This window comes from Paenarthrobacter sp., from assembly GCF_031180005.1.
Lineage (GTDB): Bacteria > Actinomycetota > Actinomycetes > Actinomycetales > Micrococcaceae > Arthrobacter.
The window spans coordinates 80,840-102,316 of record NZ_JAPSHI010000001.1 but is presented as its reverse complement, the minus strand read 5'-3'; the positions used below and the strand labels follow the sequence as shown (position 1 = coordinate 102,316).

The following is a 21,477-nucleotide window of genomic DNA, read 5'->3' as shown; positions in this document are numbered from 1 at the left end:
AAACCCGGTCATCGTGAGCAACGATGATCACGAAAACAGGAGAGCAGGGACTGCAGATGGCCGAATTGACCATCAACGCCGACGACGTCCGTAATGCGTTGAACGAGTTCGCGGCGTCCTACGAACCCGGTAACGCAGAGCGCGTAGAGGTTGGTCGTGTGACCACCGCAAGTGACGGCATCGCCCGTGTTGAGGGTCTTCCCTCGGTCATGGCGAACGAGCTGCTTCGCTTCGAAGATGGCACGCTGGGCCTGGCCCAGAACCTTGACGTCCGCGAGATCGGTGTCATTATCCTCGGTGACTTCACCGGTATTGAAGAAGGCCAGGAAGTTCACCGTACCGGTGAGATCCTGTCCGTTCCGGTTGGCGATGCCTTCCTGGGGCGCGTTGTCGACCCCTTGGGCCAGCCCATCGATGACCTCGGCGAGATCAAGGCCGAAGCCACCCGTGCACTGGAACTTCAGGCTCCTGGCGTTACCGAACGCAAGTCGGTTCACGAACCGATGCAGACCGGCCTCAAGGCTATCGACGCCATGATTCCGATCGGCCGTGGCCAGCGTCAGCTGATCATTGGTGACCGCCAGACCGGCAAGACTGCCATCGCCGTGGACACCATCATCAACCAGAAGGCCAACTGGGCTTCGGGAGATGTCACCAAGCAGGTACGTTGCGTCTACGTAGGTGTTGGCCAGAAGGCTTCCACCATCGCAGCCGTGCGTCAGACCCTCGAGGATCACGGCGCGCTGGAGTACACCACCATCGTGGCGTCCCCGGCATCTGACCCCGCCGGCTTCAAGTACTTGGCACCGTATGCAGGTTCGGCCATCGGCCAGCACTGGATGTACGGCGGCAAGCACGTCCTGGTGATCTTCGATGACCTGTCCAAGCAGGCCGAAGCCTACCGCGCCGTGTCCCTGCTGCTGCGCCGTCCGCCGGGACGCGAAGCATACCCGGGTGACGTTTTCTACTTGCACTCCCGCCTGCTGGAGCGTTGTGCCAAGCTCTCCGACGAGCTCGGTGCCGGCTCGATGACCGGTCTTCCGATCGTCGAGACCAAGGCAAACGACGTCTCTGCCTACATCCCGACCAACGTGATCTCCATTACCGATGGCCAGATCTTCCTCCAGTCGGACCTCTTCAACGCCAACCAGCGTCCGGCTGTTGACGTTGGTGTGTCTGTCTCCCGCGTTGGTGGTGCCGCACAGGTCAAGTCCATGAAGAAGGTCTCCGGTACCTTGAAGCTGGACTTGGCCCAGTACCGCGATATGCAGGCATTCGCCATGTTCGCCTCTGACCTGGACGCTGCTTCCCGTCAGCAGCTGACCCGTGGTGCACGCCTGATGGAACTGCTGAAGCAGGGCCAGTACTCTCCGTTCCCGGTTGAGAACCAGGTTGTTTCCATCTGGGCCGGCACCAACGGTTACCTGGACGACGTTCCGGTTGAAGACATCAGCCGTTTCGAGTCCGAGTTCCTGGAGCACCTTAAGCACCAGTCCTCCATCCTGACCACGCTGGCGCAGACCAACGTCCTGGATGACGACACCGCTGCAGCTTTGAAGGAAGCCATTGTTTCCTTCAAGAAGGGCTTCTTCGGCGAAGGCGACAACCACCTGGTTGGTGCCGGCCACGAAGAGCACGCAGCGATCTCCGGCGGCGACGTCGACCAGGAAAAGATCGTCAAGCAGAAGCGCTAGTTCCGATTACTTGTCCTGCCGGGGTCCGCAAGGGCCCCGGCAGGACAGCACATCGGGAACATAGGAAAGGATAAGTATGGGAGCCCAGATTCGGGTCTACCGTCAGAAGATCAGCTCGACGACGTCGATGCGCAAGATCTTCAAGGCGATGGAACTGATCGCTACCTCGCGCATCGGTAAGGCCCGCGCCCGCGTAGCAGCTTCACTGCCTTACGCGAACGCGATTACCCGCGCCGTTTCTGCTGTCGCAAGTCAGAGCGAAATCGACCACCCGCTGACCACCGAGCCGGAGCAGATCCGCCGCGCCGCAGTCCTGATCATCACATCGGACCGCGGCCTTGCAGGATCCTACTCCGCGAGCGTGCTCAAGCAGGCTGAAGGTCTCACCGAGCTTCTTCACGCAGAAGGCAAGGAAGTCAAGGCGTACCTGGTTGGCCGCAAGGCGCAGGCGTACTTCGATTTCCGCAACCGGTCCTACGCCCGCGTATGGACCGGTGGCACGGACGCACCGGAATTCGAAACCGCGCAGGAAGTCGGAGCTGCACTTCTTGAAGACTTCTCCACTGAATTTGAAGAGGGTGGCGTGGACGAGATCCACGTTGTCTACACCCGCTTCAAGTCCATGGTGACGCAGGAGCCGACGGTTATCCGTTTGCTCCCGTTGGAGGTCGTCGAAGAGGAAGCAGCCTCGGAATCCGAGCTGTTGCCGTTGTATGAGTTTGAGCCGGAAACAGAGCAAGTGCTTGACGCATTGCTGCCGCGTTACATCGAGTCCCGCATCTTCGCAGCCATGCTGCAGGCCGCAGCTTCCGAGCTCGCAGCCCGCCAGCGCGCTATGAAGTCGGCCGGTGACAACGCAACCGACTTGATCAAGAAGTACACGCGCCTTCGCAACACGGCCCGCCAGGCCGAGATTACGCAGGAGCTTTCCGAAATCGTGGCCGGCGCAGACGCCCTCGCGTCCTAGCCTCCACCGGATTCGGCTCGAAGCCGCACCTGCACCAAACAGATAAACTTAAATCCACGCCATCTACTGAGTGAAGTGAGAGAGATGACTGCCACTGCTACCGAACACGTAGCTACGGCCGGTGCTACCGGCCGCATTGCCCGTGTTATTGGTCCGGTTGTCGACGTCGAATTCCCGGCTGACGCAATCCCCTCGATTTACAACGCTCTGACCACTGAGATCACTCTCAACGGCCAGACGAAAACGATCACGTTCGAGACTTCCCAACACCTGGGTGACAACCTCGTTCGCGCCATCTCCCTGCAGGCTACCGACGGCCTGGTCCGCGGTACCACCGTGCAGGATTCCGGCGCTCCCATCTCCGTGCCTGTCGGCGACGGCGTCAAGGGCCACATCTTCAACGTTCTCGGCAAGCCGCTGGACGTCGAAGAGTCGGAGATCAAGGCAGACGCCTACTGGCCGATCCACCGCAAGGCTCCGGCCTTCGCGTCCCTTGAGGGCTCCACGGAGATGCTCGAGACCGGCATCAAGGTCATCGACCTTCTCACCCCGTACATCAAGGGTGGAAAGATTGGCCTGTTCGGCGGCGCCGGCGTTGGCAAGACCGTTCTGATTCAGGAAATGATCACCCGTGTTGCCCGCAACTTCGGTGGTACTTCCGTATTCGCCGGTGTTGGCGAGCGTACCCGTGAAGGCAACGACCTCTGGGTTGAAATGGAAGAGGCAGGCGTTCTTAAGGACACCGCCCTTGTCTTCGGCCAGATGGATGAGCCGCCGGGAACGCGTCTCCGCGTTGCACTGTCTGCCCTGACCATGGCGGAGTACTTCCGTGATGTTCAGAACCAGGACGTGTTGCTCTTCATCGACAACATCTTCCGCTTCACGCAGGCAGGATCGGAAGTTTCCACGCTGCTCGGCCGTATGCCGTCCGCTGTGGGCTACCAGCCCAACCTTGCTGACGAGATGGGTCTGCTCCAGGAGCGCATCACCTCCACCAAGGGTCACTCCATCACTTCGATGCAGGCAATCTACGTGCCTGCTGACGACTACACCGACCCGGCTCCGGCAACGACCTTCGCACACCTCGACGCGACCACGGAACTTTCCCGTGAAATCGCCTCCCGTGGTTTGTACCCGGCCGTTGACCCGCTGACATCCACCTCCCGTATTCTGGATCCCCAGTACATCGGCAAGGATCACTACAACACGGCTGTCCGTGTCAAGCAGATCCTGCAGAAGAACAAGGAACTCCAGGACATCATCGCGATCCTCGGTGTTGACGAACTTTCTGAAGAGGACAAGATCGTCGTGTCACGTGCACGTCGTATCCAGCAGTTCCTTTCCCAGAACACGTACACCGCCAAGCAGTTCACCGGCGTCGAGGGCTCCACCGTGTCCATCAAGGACACCGTGGAGGGTTTCACTGCCATCTGCGACGGCGAGCTTGACCACATCGCAGAGCAGGCGTTCTTCAACGTCGGCGGTCTGGATGACGTCGAGCGTAACTGGGCCAAGATCCAGGAACAGACCAAGTAGCATGGCTGAGCTCGAGGTTGAGATTGTCGCAGCGGACCACTTCGTGTGGTCCGGCGCGGCCAAGATGGTGAAGGCCCGCACCAGCGATGGTGAAATCGGAATCCTGCCGGGCCACTCGCCCCTTCTGGCCATCATGGCCGCGGGCGAGCTGGCAATCCAGCCGGTTTCCGGTGATCGCATTGCAGTAGTTGTTGACGGTGGATTCTTCTCCGTCGACAACGATCGCGTGGTCATTGTTGCTGACAACGCCAAATTGGGCGAAGCGGCTACAGCGGGGATCCGATAGCACGACCTTGATGGACGATTCCCTTATTCCGTTCATCGCCCTGGCAACAGCGTTTACGTTGCTGATCATTTCACTGTGCCTTTTCGGGGTGCGCCGTTTCAATCTGCGGCGCGCCCTGGGCACGGTCGACGCCTCCATTTGCATGGCTGGAAACAGCTGGCAGATGGGGGTTTGTCGTTATCAGGACAACGAGCTGGAGTGGTTCCGCTTGATGTCCCTCAGCGTCATGCCCAAGCACAAGTTCACGCGCAGCTCGCTTGAATTGCTTGGCCGCCGCCAGCCGACGGAAGAAGAGCTCGTCAGGATACAGCCCGGCGTCGTGGTGGTTGAACTGCAGTATGAAGGCAAGAAGTTCATGCTCGCCATGAATTTTGACGCCTACGCTGGACTGTCTTCCTGGCTTGAAGCAGGGCCGGTTATCGGCGTCGGAACCTGGCGCTAGGCACCATGGACCTTCTTTCGGACGTCAGTCTGGTAGATGGGCCATTCCTCTGGTTGAGCATCGCCTGTGGCGCGGCCGGAGGGGCCTACCTTCTTTGGCGGCGACGCCGTTCCTGGCCGCTGCTCGTCGCGGGCAGCCTGCTGCTGGCCGTTGGTGTCGTGGCGCTGATTCACTGGATCCTGGTGGACCTTATGGCCACGTTCTCGGAAAACCTGCCCTTTCAGACTCTGGTGTGGGCGGTGCCCGCTGTCGCAGCCCTTCTCCTGTGCGCTGCGCGCTTCCCCCGAAGTTCCTGGCGCGGCCGCTCACTCAGTGTGGTGGCGATGCTCGGCGTTGTGCTCTTGTGCGTGGTCCAGATCAATCTCTATTTCGGCCTGAACAACACGGTCTCGGACCTGCTGGGTACTGCGGTGGCGCGTATACAGCCACTCGAAGCGAGCCTCAAACGTACCCCGGATACAAAGCCCGGTCCTGCCCCCTCTGCATGGAAAGCCCCGGGCTCAATGCCTCGAAACGGGATCCTGCGGAAAGCGGACATTCCCGGTGCAGCCTCCGGTTTCGACGCACGGGAAGCGTACGTGTATTTGCCACCCGCCTATCAGACGGCATCCCGTCCAACCCTGCCCGTGCTGGTGCTCTTCGCCGGTCAGCCGGGTGGTCCGGCGGACTGGTTGACCGGTGGCCAGCTCCGTTCCCTGCTGGACCAGTTCGCTGAAAATCATCACGGAATTGCCCCTGTCACAGTGGTGGTCGACCCCAACGGATCAGCCAACGCCAACACCATGTGCATGGACAGCAACATCGCCTCGGTGGACACCTATCTTTCCAAGGATGTGCCGGCCTGGATAACTCAAACTCTGGATGTAGCGACCGATCATCAGCAGTGGGCTGTTGGCGGTTTCTCTTTTGGCGGCACGTGCGCCATGCAAATGGGAACCTTGCACCCGGATCTCTTCCCCTCCATTCTGCCTTTCGCCGCAGAGAGGGAACCTGCCCTGGCCAAGGATCGAAGTAAGACGATTTCGGATTCGTTCGACGGCGATGTTGAAGCTTTCGAATCCCGGACGCCTCTGGTGTTGATGCAGCAGCGCAACTTCGCCGGCAGCGGGGTGTATCTGGTTTCGGGTGAGGCTGACCACGAGTTTACTGACTACATGCATGAGCTTGCTGATGCGGCACGGAACGCTGGTTTTGACACCGAAGAACATTCCATTCCCCAGGCCGGTCACTCCTGGGATGCGGTGATTCGCGGAATGCCCGGCGGACTCGACTTCCTAGCTACCAGGTGGGAGTTGGCGCGGTGAGCCTTACCCTGCAAGGTGTGGTCAAGCCTGCGCTGGGGCGGGCTGTCCGGCATCTCCGGTCAACGCCGTTCACTCTGCTCGTTCTTGCCGTTTTTGTGGGCCTGTCGTTGGTATCCGGGAGTTTCCTGACCGGCCCACCCCGGCCCTGGCTTGCGGTGGCCAGTGTGTCCCTGGAAGGGCTGCGCTCGGGGGAGTGGTGGTCCATCTGGACGTCCCTGTTCTTCACGACCAATCCGTTGGCCTATGCCACTGCCGTCCTCATGATCTTGTTCCTGCTCGGACTGGCAGAGCGGCAGTTGGGCTCCCTTAACACGGCTGGAGTGTTCTTCGGCAGCCAGTTCTGCTGTATTTCGGCTTTCCTCTTGGTGACCCAGGTGGCGCAGTACGTCGATGATGGGTGGCTTTCCGTGATGGCTGACATTCGGCTGATCGGACCCTACGGGGCGGTTCTTGCTACGGCCTTGGCCGCGAGTGCGCTCCTGCCCACGTTGTGGCAGCGTCGCCTGCGCACAGTGCTGCTTTCGATTTCCCTGCTGCTGGTGCTCTATGTAGGACACGCTGAGACGGTGGTTGGCTTCCTTGGCGCGCTGATTGGCTTGCTCGCTGGTTGGTGGATGCAAAGCAGCCAAGGCCACCTCCACCTTCATAGGTCAACCAGCCGTGAAATCCGGAACCTCCTGGCACTGACAATGGCAATTTTCGCCGTGGGTCCCATCGTGACGGCGGCAGCCAAGAGTCCATCGGGGCCGTTGGCCCTGTTGCGGGACGTAATCCTCAACCCGTTACCCACCCTGAGCCAGCTTGAAGGCAACTGCGGGGGAACTATCGATGTCGCTTGCCTTGAAATTGCACGCCAGGGTTACACAGGGCCGTTCGGTTTGGCCCTGGCCGTGGTGCCGGTTGTCCTGCTCTTGATTTGTGCTGACGGCATGAGGCGCGGACGCCGGCTCGCGTTGGGAATTGCCATCGGCGTGCAGCTGGTGGTGGTCGTTTTGTCCACGATCTATCTTGGCCTTTTTGCCGGCATGACGCAGCCGTCAGGACGCCCACATGTGGGGATGCTCAATACGGCTGTGGTTCACATCATTCCGCTTGTTCTGATCCCGTTGGCTTTGGCGCTCCTCCTGTTCGCTTATCGGGGCCACTTCCGGGTGGTGACCTCCGACCACCTCCGCCGGAAGGTGTTCTGGGTTGTCGGCGTGACTGGGGGAGGGCTGGGCTTGGCTTACGCCGCGGTATGGCTGGCTTCCGGCGGCGTGGCTCGCGACGGCGGTGTGTTGGGTTTGGTGGCTGAGCTCGCCAGGCAGTATCTCCCCGTCCCCCTTCCCGGCGTTTACCGCAAGGTTTTCGCCGAGCGTGATGTGCTTGAAGTCTTCCTCTTTTCCTACTCCGGCACGTTGTTTTGGCTTGTTGCCTTGATTGGCGTATGGGTGCTGCTGATCCGCGGACACCACACGGGTGGACTTGACCGTCAGGCGCGTCAGCATGCACGTGCCCTGGTGAAACGGGGCGGAGATTCATTGTCATGGATGGCCCTTTGGGAGCCGAACAAATACTGGTTCGCTCCTGACGGTACCGGGGGAGTGGCCTACCAGCAGCACAGCCACGTGGCGTTGACGCTGGCCGGTCCCTTCGGAGCGCGGCAGCATCACGCGGCAACCGCCGAAGGTTTCCTGGAGTACTGCTCGCAGCATGCGCTGACGCCATGCCTCTACTCCTGCACGGACGAACTCTGGCCGATGCTGCAATCGCGCGGATTCCGCCGGGTTTCCGTGGCCCAAGAGACACGCCTGCGGATCAGGGGCTTGGAGTTCAAAGGCAAGGAGTGGCAGAACGTCAGAACATCCCTGAACCGTGCCGCGAAGATGGGGATCAGAGCAAGCTGGGGCCGGTACTCTGAACTCCCACACGGAGTGCGTGCCCAAGTGAGTGAGGTTTCCGAGGAGTGGGCAGCCCAGAAAAAGATCCCGGAAATGGGCTTCACCATGGGCGGCTTGGACGAGTTGGATGACGACGACGTCCTGTGCTGCGTCGCTTTTGACGACAACGGCTTTGTCTATGGAGTCACGAGTTGGCTTCCGGTCTATGAGGACGATGCGATTGTCAGTTGGACACTGGACTTCATGCGGCGCCGGGGCGACGCTTTCCCGGGGGTCATGGAGTTCCTGATAGCTTCGGCCGTTTTGCACCTGCGGGATTCGGTGGAGCTGATTTCCTTGTCCGGTTCGCCTTTGGCCCGGGAGAAGGGCGAAATCGAGCAGCGGGCCAAAGGCCTGGCAGGACTACTGGAGGTGGTGGGGCGCGCCTTGGAACCTGTTTACGGATTCAGGTCGCTGGCGTCCTTTAAGTCGAGGTTCAAGCCCGAGTACAGAACGTTGTACATGTATTACCAAGACCCCTTGCATCTTCCTGCAATTGGGCGTGCGCTCAGCAGGGCCTATCTTCCGGGATTGTCAGTCAGGCATTCCGCGCGGCTGCTCCGAAGTTTGGTTGGTTGAATTGTCAACACTTATCCGAAGTACCCTTTTGGTATTTCTTCAGGGTTAGTAACAGTCCTTGTTGACAAGCCGTTTATTGCGGCTGGCATTCTTTAGGTTAAGGCACGTTGACCCCGGCTCGAAAGCCAGGGTCAACGTGTTTGTTGTATCTGCAACAAGCAGAGATCAACGGGTGAGACTAGACGACCGTAACGCCGGTTGCCTGGGGGCCCTTGGCTCCCTGACCGATCTCGAACTGAACGCGCTGGTTCTCATCGAGGGTCTTGAAGCCACCGGTCTGGATCTCGGAGTAGTGAACAAAAACGTCCCCATCCGCATCATCCGGGGTGATGAAGCCGAAGCCCTTTTCAGCGTTGAACCACTTGACGGTTCCCAGTGCCATGTATTTCTCCTCATTGTGGAACATCAGTCCGATACACCTCGTACCGGGTTTGTTACTCCGCGAGAAGACCTGAATACCGCGCAAGCCGGGGCTTGGTTGATTCGCAGGAGCTTCACGCTCGCAACTGGTCTTGCGAGCATGAAAACCACCTACACAAAGACTGCTACAACACTTTCATGAGCTCTGCCGGAGGTCAACGGTGTTCTGGGCAATTCAGGAAAATTTTCGGTAAAAAGAAGGTAACGCCGCCTTCTGCAATTCACAGTGTCCTTTTCCAGTACAACTAAGACAGCCACTGGCCATTGCGCATTACGCCTGTCAGTTCCAGATCCTCGTTGGTTACAACGACATCGGCCCGCAGACCCCGTCGGAGCCCGCCTATTTCGTCTGAAAGTCCCAGGACGGCGGCCGGGACCGCAGTCGCCGAGCAAATCGCGTCGGGAAGCGCGACGCCGGCTGCCACAGTTTTCCTCACGACTTCCAGGAGAGTGGCGGTGCCTCCGGCGATGGAGCCGGTGGCATCCAGTGTGGCCACGCCATCGCTGACGGTAACCGGCGACGGGCCAAGCATGTACTTGCCGTCGGACAGTCCTGCCGCCGCCATGGAATCCGTAACCAGCACGATGTTGCCCGCTCCCACTAACTGGAAGACGGTGGCCACGGTGCTGGGGTCCAGATGCGTTCCGTCAGCGATGAGTTCAACAACTGCCTTTCCTTCCTGGGCCATGCGCAGGCAGGCTGCAACGGGACCAGGAGCGCGGTGATGCAGGGGAGGCATTCCATTGAAAAGGTGCGTGACCGTGGGGAGCGAACTGACGCCGTCGAAACCTGCTGACTCGAGTCCCTCTCGGGCCGCAGCCAGGGACGCGGCGGCTGTGGCGTCGTCGCAGTCCGTGTGACCCAATGATGGTGTGACTCCATGGGAAGTCATCAGGTCCACCAAGGCTGCTGCGCCCGGAAGCTCCGGGGCGTAAGTCATGGTGGCGAGTTTACCTGCGGCAGCGCCCACCAGCTCGTCCATGAGCTCCAGGTCGGGTTCCAGCAGGTAATCCGGATTCTGGGCTCCGCATCTGGCATGGGAAAGGAAAGGACCTTCAAGGTGGATGCCGGCCACAAGGCCTTCGTCCACGAGCTTCACGTAAAGCTCGATGCCCCGAAGCAAATCGGTCTTGGGAGCTGTGACCATGCTTGCCAGGAAGGTGGTGGTTCCTGATCGATGCAGGAATTCCACCGCCCTGCGTGCCGAGGCTTCTTCGCCGCCAGGGAAATCGCCACCGTTGCCGCCATGGCAGTGGACGTCCACGAGTCCAGGGAAAAGGTAGCTGCCGCTGGGGACCCCTAAGCGGATTGCGCTCTGAAAACCTTCGAAGTCTTCGGGATCGAAACCTGTGGCCGGCCCCGCGTAAGCAATTCGATCCCCGTCGACGGCAACCAGGCCATCTTCCACCACCTCGCCGTCGCTGACAAGCGTTCCTCTGATGATCTGATGGCTCGGAGCGGAGGAAGAGGGAAAAGGGGATGCAGCAGTCATAGTTCTGATTCTAGTGGCCTGCGGCACAGTCTCCCGAAGGAGGAAACTCAGAAGAGCCGTGACTCGCTGTCATCCACACCGCGCATGGCGTCATAATCGAGCGTGACGCAATCTATTCCGCGGTCGTTGGCCAGTACCTTCGCTTGGGGCTTTATCTGTTGGGCGGCGAAAATGCCCCGCACGGGGGCGAGCAGGGGGTCACGGTTGAGCAGTTCGAGATACCTCGTTAGCTGTTCGACGCCGTCGATGTCACCGCGGCGTTTCAGCTCAATGGCCACTGTGGCGCCGTCAGCATCCCTCGCCAGGATATCCACAGGGCCGATAGCGGTGAAGTACTCGCGACGTATGAGGGAGTAACCGGACCCAAGAAGCTCGATTTGCTCGGCCAACAGCCGTTGAAGGTCTGCTTCGACGCCGTCCTTAATCAGGCCCGGATCAGTGCCGAGCTCGTGCGAGGTGTCGTGTAATTGCTCGTAGATGTTGATGATGAGGCGATCATCTGTTTTAGAGGACTGGACGGTCCACTGTTCCACCACGCCTTCCTCTACTTCGGTTTCCTCCGGCGAGGTCACCCGAAGGGTCGCAGGGGGGCTCATCCAGTTCAGCGGCTTATAGGAACCGCCGTCGGAATGCACCAACACCGAACCATCCGCTTTGACCAGCAGGAGCCGGGTAGCGAGGGGAAGATGGGCCTTAAGGCGGCCAACGTAATCAACAGAACAACGGGCTATGACGAGTCGCACCCGCCCCACATTACCGTCTCACCATCTACAACAGGATGGCTGGGGCAGAATGGAAGCATGCCCCGCTCCAACCGTCCTCGTCGCAACGCGTCCAGCACACGCTCCGGCAACGCCGGTGGAAGCAAATGGACAGAACCGACGCCGGAGCTTGACCTTGAGCGGGCGCGCGGTGGTATTGCGCGGCGCGAAAGTGCGCCGGACGGCGACTGGATGGTGCGGACCATGACTGCCAAGAAGGCGGAAAAGCAATACATCTGCCCTGGTTGCTCCACCGCGATACTGCCGGGTATAGCCCACTTGGTGGTGTGGTCCGACAGTCACCTCTTCGGGCAAGCCGCGGGCTTGGCGGAACGAAGGCACTGGCACACCAACTGCTGGACGGGCAGGACGTACCGCTACCGCTGATTCCCTTAGGCTTGATTGCATGACTTTCGATCCCGCCTCGTTCGTTTTCACCGCGCAGGACGCGCCAACGGAAATTCGTGCTTCCACGGTCCTCCCCGCCCTGCGGGAGAATGTGGAGTTCACCACCGAGGACGGCAAGGTCTTGCTGGGCGAGCTCGCGATCCCAGCATCAGGGGAAATAGCCGCCACGCTGATCACGCTCCACCCGCTGCCCACTCACGGTGGATTCATGGATTCCCACGTATACCGCAAGGCCTCCTACCGGCTGCCCGCGCTGGCGGGAGTTGCAGTCCTGCGCTTCAACACACGGGGCACGGCATCACCGCGGGGCAGCAGCGACGGCCAGTTCGAGGAAGGCATTGGTGAGCGCTACGACGTCGAAGCTGCCGTCCGTTTCGCCGTGGAACGCGGGCTCCCGAACCGCTGGCTCGTCGGGTGGTCCTTCGGCACCGAGCTGGCCCTTATGTACGGGGCGGTGGAGCCCGTGGCGGCGCAGATCGAAGGTGCTGTACTGCTGTCCCCTCCCTTGCACCGTGCCACGGACGTGCACCTCAAGGAGTGGGCGGCCTCCGGGAAGCCGTTGACGGTGCTGGTGCCAGAGCACGACGACTACCTGCAGCCTGCCGAAGCAGCCCGACGGTTCAGTCTTGTTCCGCAGGCGCGGCTAATCGGCGTCGACGGGGCAAAACACCTGTGGGTGGGTGAGAAGTACGCGGCCCGCGTCTTGGATGAAATCGTCGACGACGTCACTGCGGCAGGTGCCGGAGTGGACGGCCTGCCACGTGAGTGGGCGGGGCCGGTCGCGAGTGCCTAGCCCGGTCGCGAGTGCCTAGCCTGGTCGGAATGCCTAGCCTGGTCGGAATGCCGGAGATTAGTGCCTGTCCTGGCGGACGATGAACACTTCCTTGATCAGCAGCATGATCGCTGCCGCAGTCGGAATGGCGATCAGTGCGCCAAGCACGCCGAGCAGGCTGCCACCGGCAATCACCGAAATCACTGCGACGGCCCCGGGCACCGCTACGGCGCGCTGCATGATGCGCGGTGAGATGAAGTACGCCTCGAACTGCAGGTAGGCGAAGTAGGCGATCGCGTAGATCACGGCTGTCTGCCAGCCCGCGGTGAGTGCTACCAGGATGACCACAACAGCGGCGATCATGCCGCCTACCAGGGGAATGAAGGCCAGCAGGGCAACAACGAAGGCAAGCAGGACGCTGAAGGGGATGCCCAGGATGGTCATCAGGATGAAGGCAAAAATGGCGTTCAGAAGGGCGACGCAGACCTGGCCTATGACGTAGTTGCCCACGGAGTCGGTGATCGCTTCGGAGAGCGCTTCAACACGTGGACGGCGGGATCGGGGAGCAAGGCGGTAAGCCCACTTCTTCATGGACGGCAAGGCCGCCAGGAAGTAGAGGCTGAGGACCAGGACGATCAGGGAACCGAACAGGCCGTTGGCGACCGTGGAACCGAAACCGACCACACCACCGAAGATTCCACCCATCGCTTCGGGATCCTTGACGAACTTGTCCAACTCTGTGGTTATGCGGTCACGCACGCCAAATTGGCTGTCTGCGTTGCGGAAGAAATCCGAGTCGAGGAAGCTGCGGATCCACTCCGGCGCTTGGCGGACGATTTCCGACACCTGTTCGACGATGGTGGGAATCAGCGTCGCAAAGAATCCGGCCACCGCGAGCACAAGCGCTGAGACGGATATGAGGATCCCGGCGGGACGGGGGACTTTTCGACCTTCAAGCCAGCGGACCACGGGATCAAGCCCGAGGGCGATGAACAGTGCGGCAACAATCCACAAAATGAGTTGGGTGGTGTTGCTGGCAATGTAGAACACGGCCAAGGCAATGCCGACGCCCGCGGTACCCATGAATCCGACATATACAGGGTGCTGGGATGACATCCTCGGGCCGGGGGCACCGAAACCATGGTCGTCCTCGGGCCGGAAGCCTTTGCCGCCATCATCCGATTCAGTTTCGGGGGGCATCTCGAAACGAACGCGGGTCCGGGCGCCGGGGATGGGTTGCCTCAGCCTGCGGCTGATGGCAGCGAGGCGTCCGGTGCGGACCGGAACCGTAGCAGCCGGAACCGTCGCGGCTGTGCCCTCCGAAGGCGTATCCACCGAACTTGACCCTGGCTCATCGGCGGGACGGGACTCCATGTGGTCTTTCACGCGGTTTTAGCTGCCTTTTCAGTGGTGGTAAAGGGTGGACTTAGGCGTTGGAAGGCCCGGATATCATGATCATCGCCACACTATCAGGATCGCGAAATAGCGCTGCAGAGGCGCGGTGGCGGGCTTTTCGGGATGTCGGGGAGATCACCTCGATCTGACTCTCTGATAACAAAACGGTTACCCTTGAAGTTCAACGACCGCTGATGATAGGTGATCCTGTGCGTTTGAAGACTGCAGCCTTGCTGGTGCTGCTGGGCCTGCTGACGATGCTGGCCGGCATTGGCCAGCTGACTTTTTGGGCCCCCTCCGAGACCGTGACGGCTTCGGTTCCCAGCGATACCAAAGCTGCCCCGCTGACCGTGATCGACCAAGAGTTGATCGCCCTCCATGACGGGCCGGTGAAGATCAAGATCCAGGGTGAGGGCAACTTCATTGTCGCCACGGGGCGCCCGGACGATGTCCAAGCCTGGGTTGGCGAGACTGCCCACACCACGTTGACCGGTGTCTCGGCGGACCAGAAGTCGCTGGAGGTGTCCTCTGTCGACGGCGAGGCCACGGCGCCTTCTCCGGCTGGATCCGATTTGTGGGTCAGCACCGAAAACGCCAGCGGCGATCTGGACTATACCTGGAACCCTCCCGCGGATGGTGAATGGTCCCTTCTGGTAGCCGGCGACGGTACCCAGCCTGCGCCGTCGTCGATTTCCATGACGTTCCCGAACAGCGCCACCACTCCCTGGGCAGTGCCGCTGATTGTCTTGGGCATCATCATCATCCTGATCGGAGCGGCGCTGCCGTTCGTCGCCAAAGCGCTCAGTAACCGCCGTAAGCACGACGACGACGAGCCGCGCGACGGCGGAGAGACCACCACGCTCCCGGTGCAGTCCTCTACGGAAAAGCCGTCAACCGCTAAGTCGTCGACCGTTCAGTCGCCTATCGCTGACAAAGGCCGTGGTCCTGGTGCCGGCACCGAAGGTCCGGCCCTCCGCATCACGGCCCTCGCGGCTACCTTGGCAGCCGTCCTGGTCGGAGGGACGGCAGTCGCTGCCCAAGCCACCGCGACCCCCGAGGCCACCCAAACCTCCTCAACTGCACCCGACGCCGAGGCGGCCACGCCCGTCATGCTTGAGTCCCAACTGCAGCGGATCCTTGAGCAGGTAGCGAGCACCGTGGATGCAGCGGACGCCGCTAAGGACGCGGCAAAGTTGGCTCCGCGCGTAGACAAGATGGAACTCCAGATCCGGACTCAGAACTACAAGATCCGGTCTGCAGTGTCTGCCTACGAGCCGCGTATGCCGGTCCGCGCCACCAAGCTTCAGAGCAGCGTTATCAGCACCAAGCGCGACTGGCCCCGAACCGTCTTCGCCCTCACCCAGGGTGAGGGTAACGTGGTGCCGCAGGTCCTGACCCTCGTGCAGCTTTCGCCTCGTGAAAACTACAAGTTGTGGGGCAGCGCGCCGCTACAGCCCGGCACCAACTTCCCCTCGTTCCCCGTTCCGCGCACTGGAACCGAGCCTGTGCCGGCGAGTGACAGCACTGGCCTGGCCTACAGCGGCAATGAGGCCTTGGAAATCCTGAGTGAAATGCTGACGAACCCCGAGTCGCCCAACCGGAGCAAGTTGGCCGATGGGCAGTCTTCCCCTTACATCGCAGGGGCACTGGCCTACCAGGCGGACACGGTGAAGAACGGAACCAGCGCAAACTTCAAGTTCACGCACACGCCGGTCACCAACCAGACTGTAGTGCTGCGGACAGCTGATGGTGGCGCCGTGGTTGTGGGGCGTTTGGATTTCGCTTTTGAAGGCACGCCCAAGGCGGCAGGTGACAAGCTTGTGCTTGAAGACGATTCCGCAGTCTTTGCCGGTGGAAAGGAAACTACTACAGGCATGGTTCTGAACTTCGCCGAATCCGTGGCCGTGTACATTCCCCCGGCAGGCTCTGCCGACCCCATGAAGCTCGTCGCAGCTACCCGCGGCCTGGTGGGGGCCAGCTTCAAGTAGCGCATACCCATGGCAGGGCAGCGGCTAGAGTGGACGGTATGAGTTCGCCCGGATACCGACCCACTCCAGCCGCTGCCAGCCAGCTCAATCTTCGCGGTGCCGTTGACCTGTCGTCGCTGCGCCGCCCAGCCACCCCGCCGGTGCCTGCCCCCTCTGCTTCGGCGGAGGGCGGATCGCCCGTGGATGGCTCGTCCCAAGCGGGCGATGCTGGCAAAGCACCACTTCGAGTGGATGCAACCGAATCAAATTTCCAAGATCTGGTGCAATTGTCTGCGCAGATCCCCGTGCTGTTCCTCCTTTGGTCGCGGTATGCGCCCGAGTCACCCGCCGTTCTCGATGCAGCCGAACGCATTGTTGAAAGCTACGGTGGTCGCTTGGTGCTAGCAGCCGCGGATGTTGACACCTTCCCGCAACTGGCGCAGGCCTTCCAAGTGCAGGCCGTTCCCACGGCAGTGGCCGTGGTGAAGGGACAACCCGTCCCGCTTTTCCAAGGACCCGCGGATGACGAACAGATCCGAAACCTGCTTGAGGAGCTTCTGAAGGTTGCTGCAGCGAACGGTGTCACCGGCAGCATAGGGGACGCCGCGCCCGTAGAGGACGCGGAACCTGCACCACTGCCGCCACTCCATCAGGCAGCCATTGACGCGATCGAGGCCGGCGACTACGCCGGCGCAGCTGCAGCCTACAAGCAGGCGCTCCTCGAGCAGCCGGCGGACACCGATGCCAGGGCCGGTTTGGCCCAGGTTGAACTGATGGCCAGGTTGGACCAGCTCTCTGCCCCCGAGGCCGAAGCCCTTCGCGAGCTCGCCGCCAAAGAACCGGACAACGTCCAGGCGCAGTTAACTGTGGCTGACCTCGACATCTCCGGCGGCCACATCGACGACGCTTTCAACCGCATTATCACTTTCATTGGCAGGAATTACGGTCCCGAGCGTGAGACCGCCCGCGTGCGCCTCCTGGAGCTTTTCGAGGTCGTCGGAACCCAGGACGAGCGGGTGGCGAAGGCGCGCCAAGGGCTCGCGAGGGTTCTCTTCTAGTGCCGTCCGCGCTGTTCACTCCGCTTCAGCTGCGCTCGCTTACCGTCCCACACCGTGGGTGGGTGTCGCCCATGTGCCAGTACAGCTGCCACCCGGAGACCGGAGAGGGCGTCCCCAACGACTGGCACTTGATGCACTTGGGTTCTTTCGCAGCCGGCGGCGCCGCGCTCATCCTCAGTGAGGCGGCTGCGGTGAATGCTGCAGGCAGAATCAGCCCCCTGGACGCTGGTTTGTACTCTGATGAGCAGGCGGCCGGTTGGGAACGGATGGTGGCTTTCGTCCACCGGCATGGTGCCGTCGACTGCAAGATAGGGGCGCAACTTGCCCACGCGGGGCGTAAGGCGTCCACGTATTGGCCGTTTTCCGATCGCTCCGGCTCTGTTCCGGAGTCCGACGGCGGATGGGTCACCGTTGGGCCAGGCAGTGATCCGTTTGACGGCTATGCCGCGCCGGAAGCAATGAGCGATGCCGATATCCAAGGCGTCGTGGCCGACTTTGCCGCCGCTGCCGGCCGCGCAGTAGCGGCGGGTTTCGACACCGTGGAGATTCATGGAGCCCACGGATACCTCCTGCACCAGTTCCAAAGCCCGCTCATCAATACCCGAACTGATAGCTGGGGCGGGAACGAGGAGGGGCGCAACCGACTTATGCTCGCCGTGGTGGACGCGGTCAGGGAAGTGATTCCGGACTCCATGCCGCTTCTGCTCCGTATTTCCGCGTCGGACTGGGCTGACGGCGGCGTTGATGTCGAGGCTTCTGTTCGGTTGGCCCGCGCCGCTGCCGAACGTGGCGTTGACCTTGTGGACGTTTCCAGCGGCGGCGCAGTAGCGCATCAGCAGATTAGGGCTGTGCCCGGCTATCAGGCTGGATTCGCCCAGCAGGTAAAGAACGACGCCGGAGTCCTCACCGGCGCGGTGGGCTTGCTCACGAGTGCCACGCAAGCGGAAGATATTGTGGCGAACGGCAGGGCGGATGCGGTTTTCATGGCCCGTGCCGCGTTGCGGGATCCGCACTGGTGGCTCAGGGCTGCGTACGAATTGGGCCACGACATTCCGTGGGTTCCGCAGTACCAGCGTGCAGTTCCCCGCCACGGCTTCTAGGACCTCCTCAGGTTCGTGTTGGCAAGGTTAGGCTGGGTTCATGACGGAACCACGCCATGAACCCACGCCCACATCCGCGCCGCCACAAGCGTCCGCGCCCCCACAAGCTTCCGCAACGCAGCAGGCTCCCGAAGCGCGACAGGTCAGTCAATTACCAACCGGCTCCCTTCCGTTGCCTTCCAGTGGTTCTGCTGAGGGTGCGCCTTTGGCTGCGCTGTCCATCCGCGGCCTGGCCAAGCGTTTCGGCGAGAAGATCGCCGTCGATGGCGTGAGCCTGGAGGTCCCGGCAGGTTCCTTCTACGGGATGGTTGGGCCCAACGGTGCCGGCAAGACCACAACGCTGTCCATGGCTACCGGTTTGCTTCGCCCCGATTTTGGCACCGCCTTGGTCCATGGTGTGGACGTCTGGGCGCGGCCCTTGGACGCCAAGAAGCTCATGGGCGTCCTGCCGGATGGAGTGCGCCTCTTTGACAGGCTCACGGGCGAACAGCTGGTCACCTATTCCGGGTTGCTCCGTGGCATGGACCGCGATGTGGTGGGGTCCCGTGTTTCTGAGTTGCTGGCTGCCCTTGATCTCCAAGCGGACGCAGGCACCTTGGTTGTTGACTACTCGGCAGGTATGACCAAGAAGATTGCCTTGGCCTCTGCGCTCATTCATGCACCCCGTCTCCTTGTGCTGGATGAGCCCTTTGAATCGGTGGACCCCGTTTCGGCTTCCAACATCCGGGGCATCTTGGAAAGTTACGTCGCTTCCGGTGGCACTGTCATCGTTTCGAGCCACGTCATGGATCTTGTGCAGCGTATGTGCAGCCATGTGGCGGTGGTTGCAGGCGGACGGGTGCTGGCGGCGGGATCGGTGGACGAGGTCCGCAACGGCTCCACCTTGGAAGAACGCTTTGTGCAGTTGGTGGGCGGCGGACACCGGACGGAGGGGCTGGAATGGTTGCGCACCTTCTGAGCCTGAAGTGGCGCCTGCTTCTTAACGGATTCAAACGCAGCCCGTGGCAGTTGGTGGGCATGGCACTGGGATTGCTCTATGCGCTGGGCGTCCTTTCCCTCCTGATTGGCGGTCTCATCGCGCTGCGTTGGGCTGACGCCGAGATTGCCCACACGGTGGTAGTGCTTGGCGGTGCGGCCACGGTGCTCGGTTGGGCCATTATTCCGCTCGTCGCATCCGCAGCGGACATGACCTTGGACCCTGCTCGCTTCACCACGTTCGCGATCCCCCCGAGGCAGCTCTTGGCCGGGCTCGCAGTGGCGGGGTTCATAGGTATCCCGGGTCTTGCCACCTTGCTTGCAGCCTTGGGTACGGTGGGGACTTGGTGGCGTAGTTTCCCTGCTGTAGCGGGCGCTTTGTTGGGCGCTATTCTGGGTGCCGTTACCTGCATCGTGTTGTCCAAGGTGGTTACCACGGCGACGGCAGGACTTGCCTCCTCGCGACGCTTCAAGGACGTCAGCAGCATTATCGTCTTCATTCCGCTGATGCTGCTGGGGCCCATCATGGTGGGAATCGTGGACGGCGTCCGTGGCAGTGCCGACTACCTGCCCGTGTTGGCCCGCACTGTGTCCTGGACACCGCTTGGTGCATCCTGGTCCTTGGGCGGAGACCTTGAGTCCGGCAATGTGGGCGCCGCAGCCCTGAAATTTCTTATCTCCGGGGCAACCATTGCCGGCCTCCTCCTGTGCTGGCATGTCCTGCTGCAGCGTGCTTTGGTGACGCCCCCGTACTCCGGAGGCTCAGCCAGGAAGGGCGGGAAACTCGGTCTGTTTGCCCTTCTTCCGGGTACTCCTGCGGGCGCCGTTGCTGCCAGGGCTTTGATCTATTGGATGAAGGATCCAAGGTATGCGGCCTCCTTGGTGATTGTTCCCTTGTTCCCTGTCATCTTTTTCTTCAGCGGATCACAGAGTGGCAGTTACGACCTGCTCATGATCCTGGGACCGTTGACAGCGTTCATGATGGCCTGGTCCATCTGCGCCGATGTCTCGTATGACAACACAGCCTTTGCGCTACACCTCGCTGCGGGTGTCCGGGGCATTGATGATCGCCTGGGCCGGGCCCTGGCCTGTCTCGCGATCTCCCTTCCGGTGGTGCTTGTGTTCACCGTAGGGCCGCTTTTCGTCACCGGGGAATGGCAATGGCTCCCCAACCTTCTGGGCTTGTCGCTGGGAACCCTCTTTACTGGCTTGGGGCTCTCTTCGGTGATATCGGCCCGCTACAACATTGCCGTGCCTTTGCCCGGGGACAGCCCGTTTAAGAAGCCGCCGGGAAATGTCGCCCAGACGTTGGCAGTCCAGGCCGTAGGCATGGGTCTCTTGGCACTCCTGCTCGTTCCGGAGCTTGCACTCGTGGCTGTCCAAGCGTTTAGTGGCGGCCCCGAGGCCGGATGGATAAATCTGGCAGTGGGGCCTTTGCTCGGCGTCATCCTGTTCGTTGTGGGTGTCCGTCTCGGTGGAAAATGGTTGGACGCCCGAGGTCCGGAGATGTTCGCCCAACTCAGCGTGAACCGCTAGCTCCGTAACAACCATGCCCGCAGGTGGGACATGGGATAACCTCTTGTCAGATAGCTCATAACTAGGAAAGGCCGTGACGATGGAAGTTGTCATTCTCCAGGGCACTAAGCAGATCGGTGCGCTCGCTGCCGATGCCATTGAAGCGCTGGTGCGTCGTAAGCCCAATGCTGTCCTGGGCTTGGCGACGGGGTCGTCACCGCTGCCCATTTACGACGCATTGGCCAGCCGGTACGAGGCCGGGGAATTGGACTTCAGCCAGGCGCATGGGTTCGCTTTGGATGAATATGTAGGGCTCCCGGCGGGACATCCCGAGTCCTACCGCGAGGTCATTCGGCGCGAGTTCACCAACAGGGTGAACATCAAGCCGGAGAACGTCCATGGACCCGACGGTGCTGCCGTGGACCTTGAGGCGGCATGCCAGGACTATGAGGACGCGATCAAGGCCGTAGGCGGAGTTGATCTGCAGATTTTGGGCGTCGGCACAGACGGGCATATTGGCTTCAACGAACCTGGTTCCTCCCTGTCATCCCGGACGCGTATCAAGACGTTGATCGAGCAGACCCGTAAGGACAACGCCCGTTTCTTCGACAGCATCGACGACGTTCCCCACCACGTGGTCACCCAGGGCCTCGGAACCATCATGGATGCCCGGCATGTGGTGTTGGTCGCAACAGGGGCCCAGAAAGCCCAGGCTGTTCGGGATTTCGTGGAGGGACCGGTGGCTGCCATTTGCGCTGCCTCCATCCTTCAGATGCACCCCCACGCCACGATTTTGGTGGATGAGGCGGCCGCGTCATCGCTGAAACTGGCCGATTATTATCGGCACACCTATGACAACAAGCCGGAGTGGCAGGGCCTGTAGACG

The 21,477-nt window shown here is 61.3% G+C and carries 19 protein-coding genes; 15 read left to right on the top strand and 4 right to left on the bottom strand.

Annotated elements, in window-relative coordinates:
• Positions 1-56: 56 nt before the first annotated feature.
• The 7 genes from atpA (at position 57) to RIF72_RS00445 (ending at position 8,727) form a co-directional block, all read left to right on the top strand.
• Entirely contained in the window at positions 57-1,694 is a 1,638-nt protein-coding gene (atpA, locus tag RIF72_RS00475) for a F0F1 ATP synthase subunit alpha (protein ID WP_026005655.1), read from the top strand.
• Between the two features lie 76 nt (positions 1,695-1,770).
• On the top strand, positions 1,771-2,661 hold the full coding sequence (locus RIF72_RS00470) for a F0F1 ATP synthase subunit gamma (RefSeq protein ID WP_309072953.1): 891 nt from the start codon (positions 1,771-1,773) through the stop codon (positions 2,659-2,661).
• 84 nt (positions 2,662-2,745) lie between these two features.
• A complete protein-coding gene (atpD, locus tag RIF72_RS00465) occupies positions 2,746-4,197 on the top strand; it encodes a F0F1 ATP synthase subunit beta (RefSeq protein WP_144649785.1) in 1,452 nt (483 codons plus the stop codon).
• 1 nt (position 4,198) lies between these two features.
• A complete protein-coding gene (locus tag RIF72_RS00460) occupies positions 4,199-4,483 on the top strand; it encodes a F0F1 ATP synthase subunit epsilon (RefSeq protein ID WP_014922172.1) in 285 nt (94 codons plus the stop codon).
• Positions 4,484-4,493: 10 nt separating this feature from the next.
• Complete coding sequence (locus RIF72_RS00455; protein ID WP_309072952.1) at positions 4,494-4,925, top strand: DUF2550 domain-containing protein; 432 nt, start codon at positions 4,494-4,496, stop codon at positions 4,923-4,925.
• Positions 4,926-4,930: 5 nt separating this feature from the next.
• Complete coding sequence (locus RIF72_RS00450; protein ID WP_309072951.1) at positions 4,931-6,229, top strand: alpha/beta hydrolase-fold protein; 1,299 nt, start codon at positions 4,931-4,933, stop codon at positions 6,227-6,229.
• Positions 6,211-8,727 (top strand): DUF2156 domain-containing protein, encoded by a 2,517-nt coding sequence (locus RIF72_RS00445; protein ID WP_309072950.1) that lies wholly within the window; start codon positions 6,211-6,213, stop codon positions 8,725-8,727. The genes RIF72_RS00450 and RIF72_RS00445 overlap by 19 nt, the downstream gene beginning before the upstream one ends.
• Before the next feature lie 178 nt (positions 8,728-8,905).
• On the opposite strand, the gene RIF72_RS00440 is transcribed toward RIF72_RS00445, so the two are convergent.
• From RIF72_RS00440 to nucS, 3 genes are all read right to left on the bottom strand, one after another.
• The gene (locus RIF72_RS00440; protein WP_017199737.1) at positions 8,906-9,109 is read right to left on the bottom strand and encodes a cold-shock protein; all 204 of its coding nucleotides are present in this window, start codon (positions 9,107-9,109) and stop codon (positions 8,906-8,908) included.
• 283 nt (positions 9,110-9,392) lie between these two features.
• Entirely contained in the window at positions 9,393-10,640 is a 1,248-nt protein-coding gene (locus tag RIF72_RS00435; RefSeq protein WP_309072949.1) for an amidohydrolase family protein, read from the bottom strand.
• Between the two features lie 47 nt (positions 10,641-10,687).
• Positions 10,688-11,383: an endonuclease NucS gene (nucS, locus tag RIF72_RS00430; protein ID WP_309072948.1), complete on the bottom strand. Its 696-nt coding sequence runs from the start codon at positions 11,381-11,383 to the stop codon at positions 10,688-10,690.
• 57 nt (positions 11,384-11,440) lie between these two features.
• On the opposite strand from nucS, the gene RIF72_RS00425 reads away from it, so the two are divergent.
• On the top strand, positions 11,441-11,788 hold the full coding sequence (locus RIF72_RS00425) for an ATP/GTP-binding protein (protein ID WP_309072947.1): 348 nt from the start codon (positions 11,441-11,443) through the stop codon (positions 11,786-11,788).
• Positions 11,789-11,807: 19 nt separating this feature from the next.
• The gene (locus RIF72_RS00420) at positions 11,808-12,602 is read left to right on the top strand and encodes an alpha/beta hydrolase (RefSeq protein ID WP_309072946.1); all 795 of its coding nucleotides are present in this window, start codon (positions 11,808-11,810) and stop codon (positions 12,600-12,602) included.
• Positions 12,603-12,659: 57 nt separating this feature from the next.
• Here the strand turns inward: RIF72_RS00420 and RIF72_RS00415 are convergent, their stop codons facing one another.
• A complete protein-coding gene (locus RIF72_RS00415) occupies positions 12,660-13,967 on the bottom strand; it encodes an AI-2E family transporter (RefSeq protein WP_309072945.1) in 1,308 nt (435 codons plus the stop codon).
• Between the two features lie 203 nt (positions 13,968-14,170).
• Here RIF72_RS00415 and RIF72_RS00410 point away from each other — a divergent pair, with 203 nt between their 5' ends.
• The 6 genes from RIF72_RS00410 (at position 14,171) to nagB (ending at position 21,474) form a co-directional block, all read left to right on the top strand.
• Positions 14,171-15,964: a hypothetical protein gene (locus RIF72_RS00410; RefSeq protein WP_309072944.1), complete on the top strand. Its 1,794-nt coding sequence runs from the start codon at positions 14,171-14,173 to the stop codon at positions 15,962-15,964.
• A gap of 38 nt (positions 15,965-16,002) precedes the next feature.
• Entirely contained in the window at positions 16,003-17,001 is a 999-nt protein-coding gene (locus RIF72_RS00405) for a tetratricopeptide repeat protein (protein WP_309072943.1), read from the top strand.
• On the top strand, positions 17,001-18,101 hold the full coding sequence (locus RIF72_RS00400; protein ID WP_309072942.1) for an NADH:flavin oxidoreductase/NADH oxidase: 1,101 nt from the start codon (positions 17,001-17,003) through the stop codon (positions 18,099-18,101). Before RIF72_RS00405 ends, RIF72_RS00400 begins: the two co-directional genes overlap by 1 nt.
• 40 nt (positions 18,102-18,141) lie before the next feature.
• The gene (locus RIF72_RS00395; RefSeq protein WP_309072941.1) at positions 18,142-19,059 is read left to right on the top strand and encodes an ABC transporter ATP-binding protein; all 918 of its coding nucleotides are present in this window, start codon (positions 18,142-18,144) and stop codon (positions 19,057-19,059) included.
• Positions 19,041-20,612, top strand: coding sequence for a transporter (locus RIF72_RS00390; protein WP_309072940.1), 1,572 nt, complete (start codon positions 19,041-19,043; stop codon positions 20,610-20,612). Before RIF72_RS00395 ends, RIF72_RS00390 begins: the two co-directional genes overlap by 19 nt.
• 79 nt (positions 20,613-20,691) lie before the next feature.
• Entirely contained in the window at positions 20,692-21,474 is a 783-nt protein-coding gene (gene nagB, locus RIF72_RS00385) for a glucosamine-6-phosphate deaminase (protein WP_309073234.1), read from the top strand.
• Positions 21,475-21,477 lie beyond the last annotated feature (3 nt).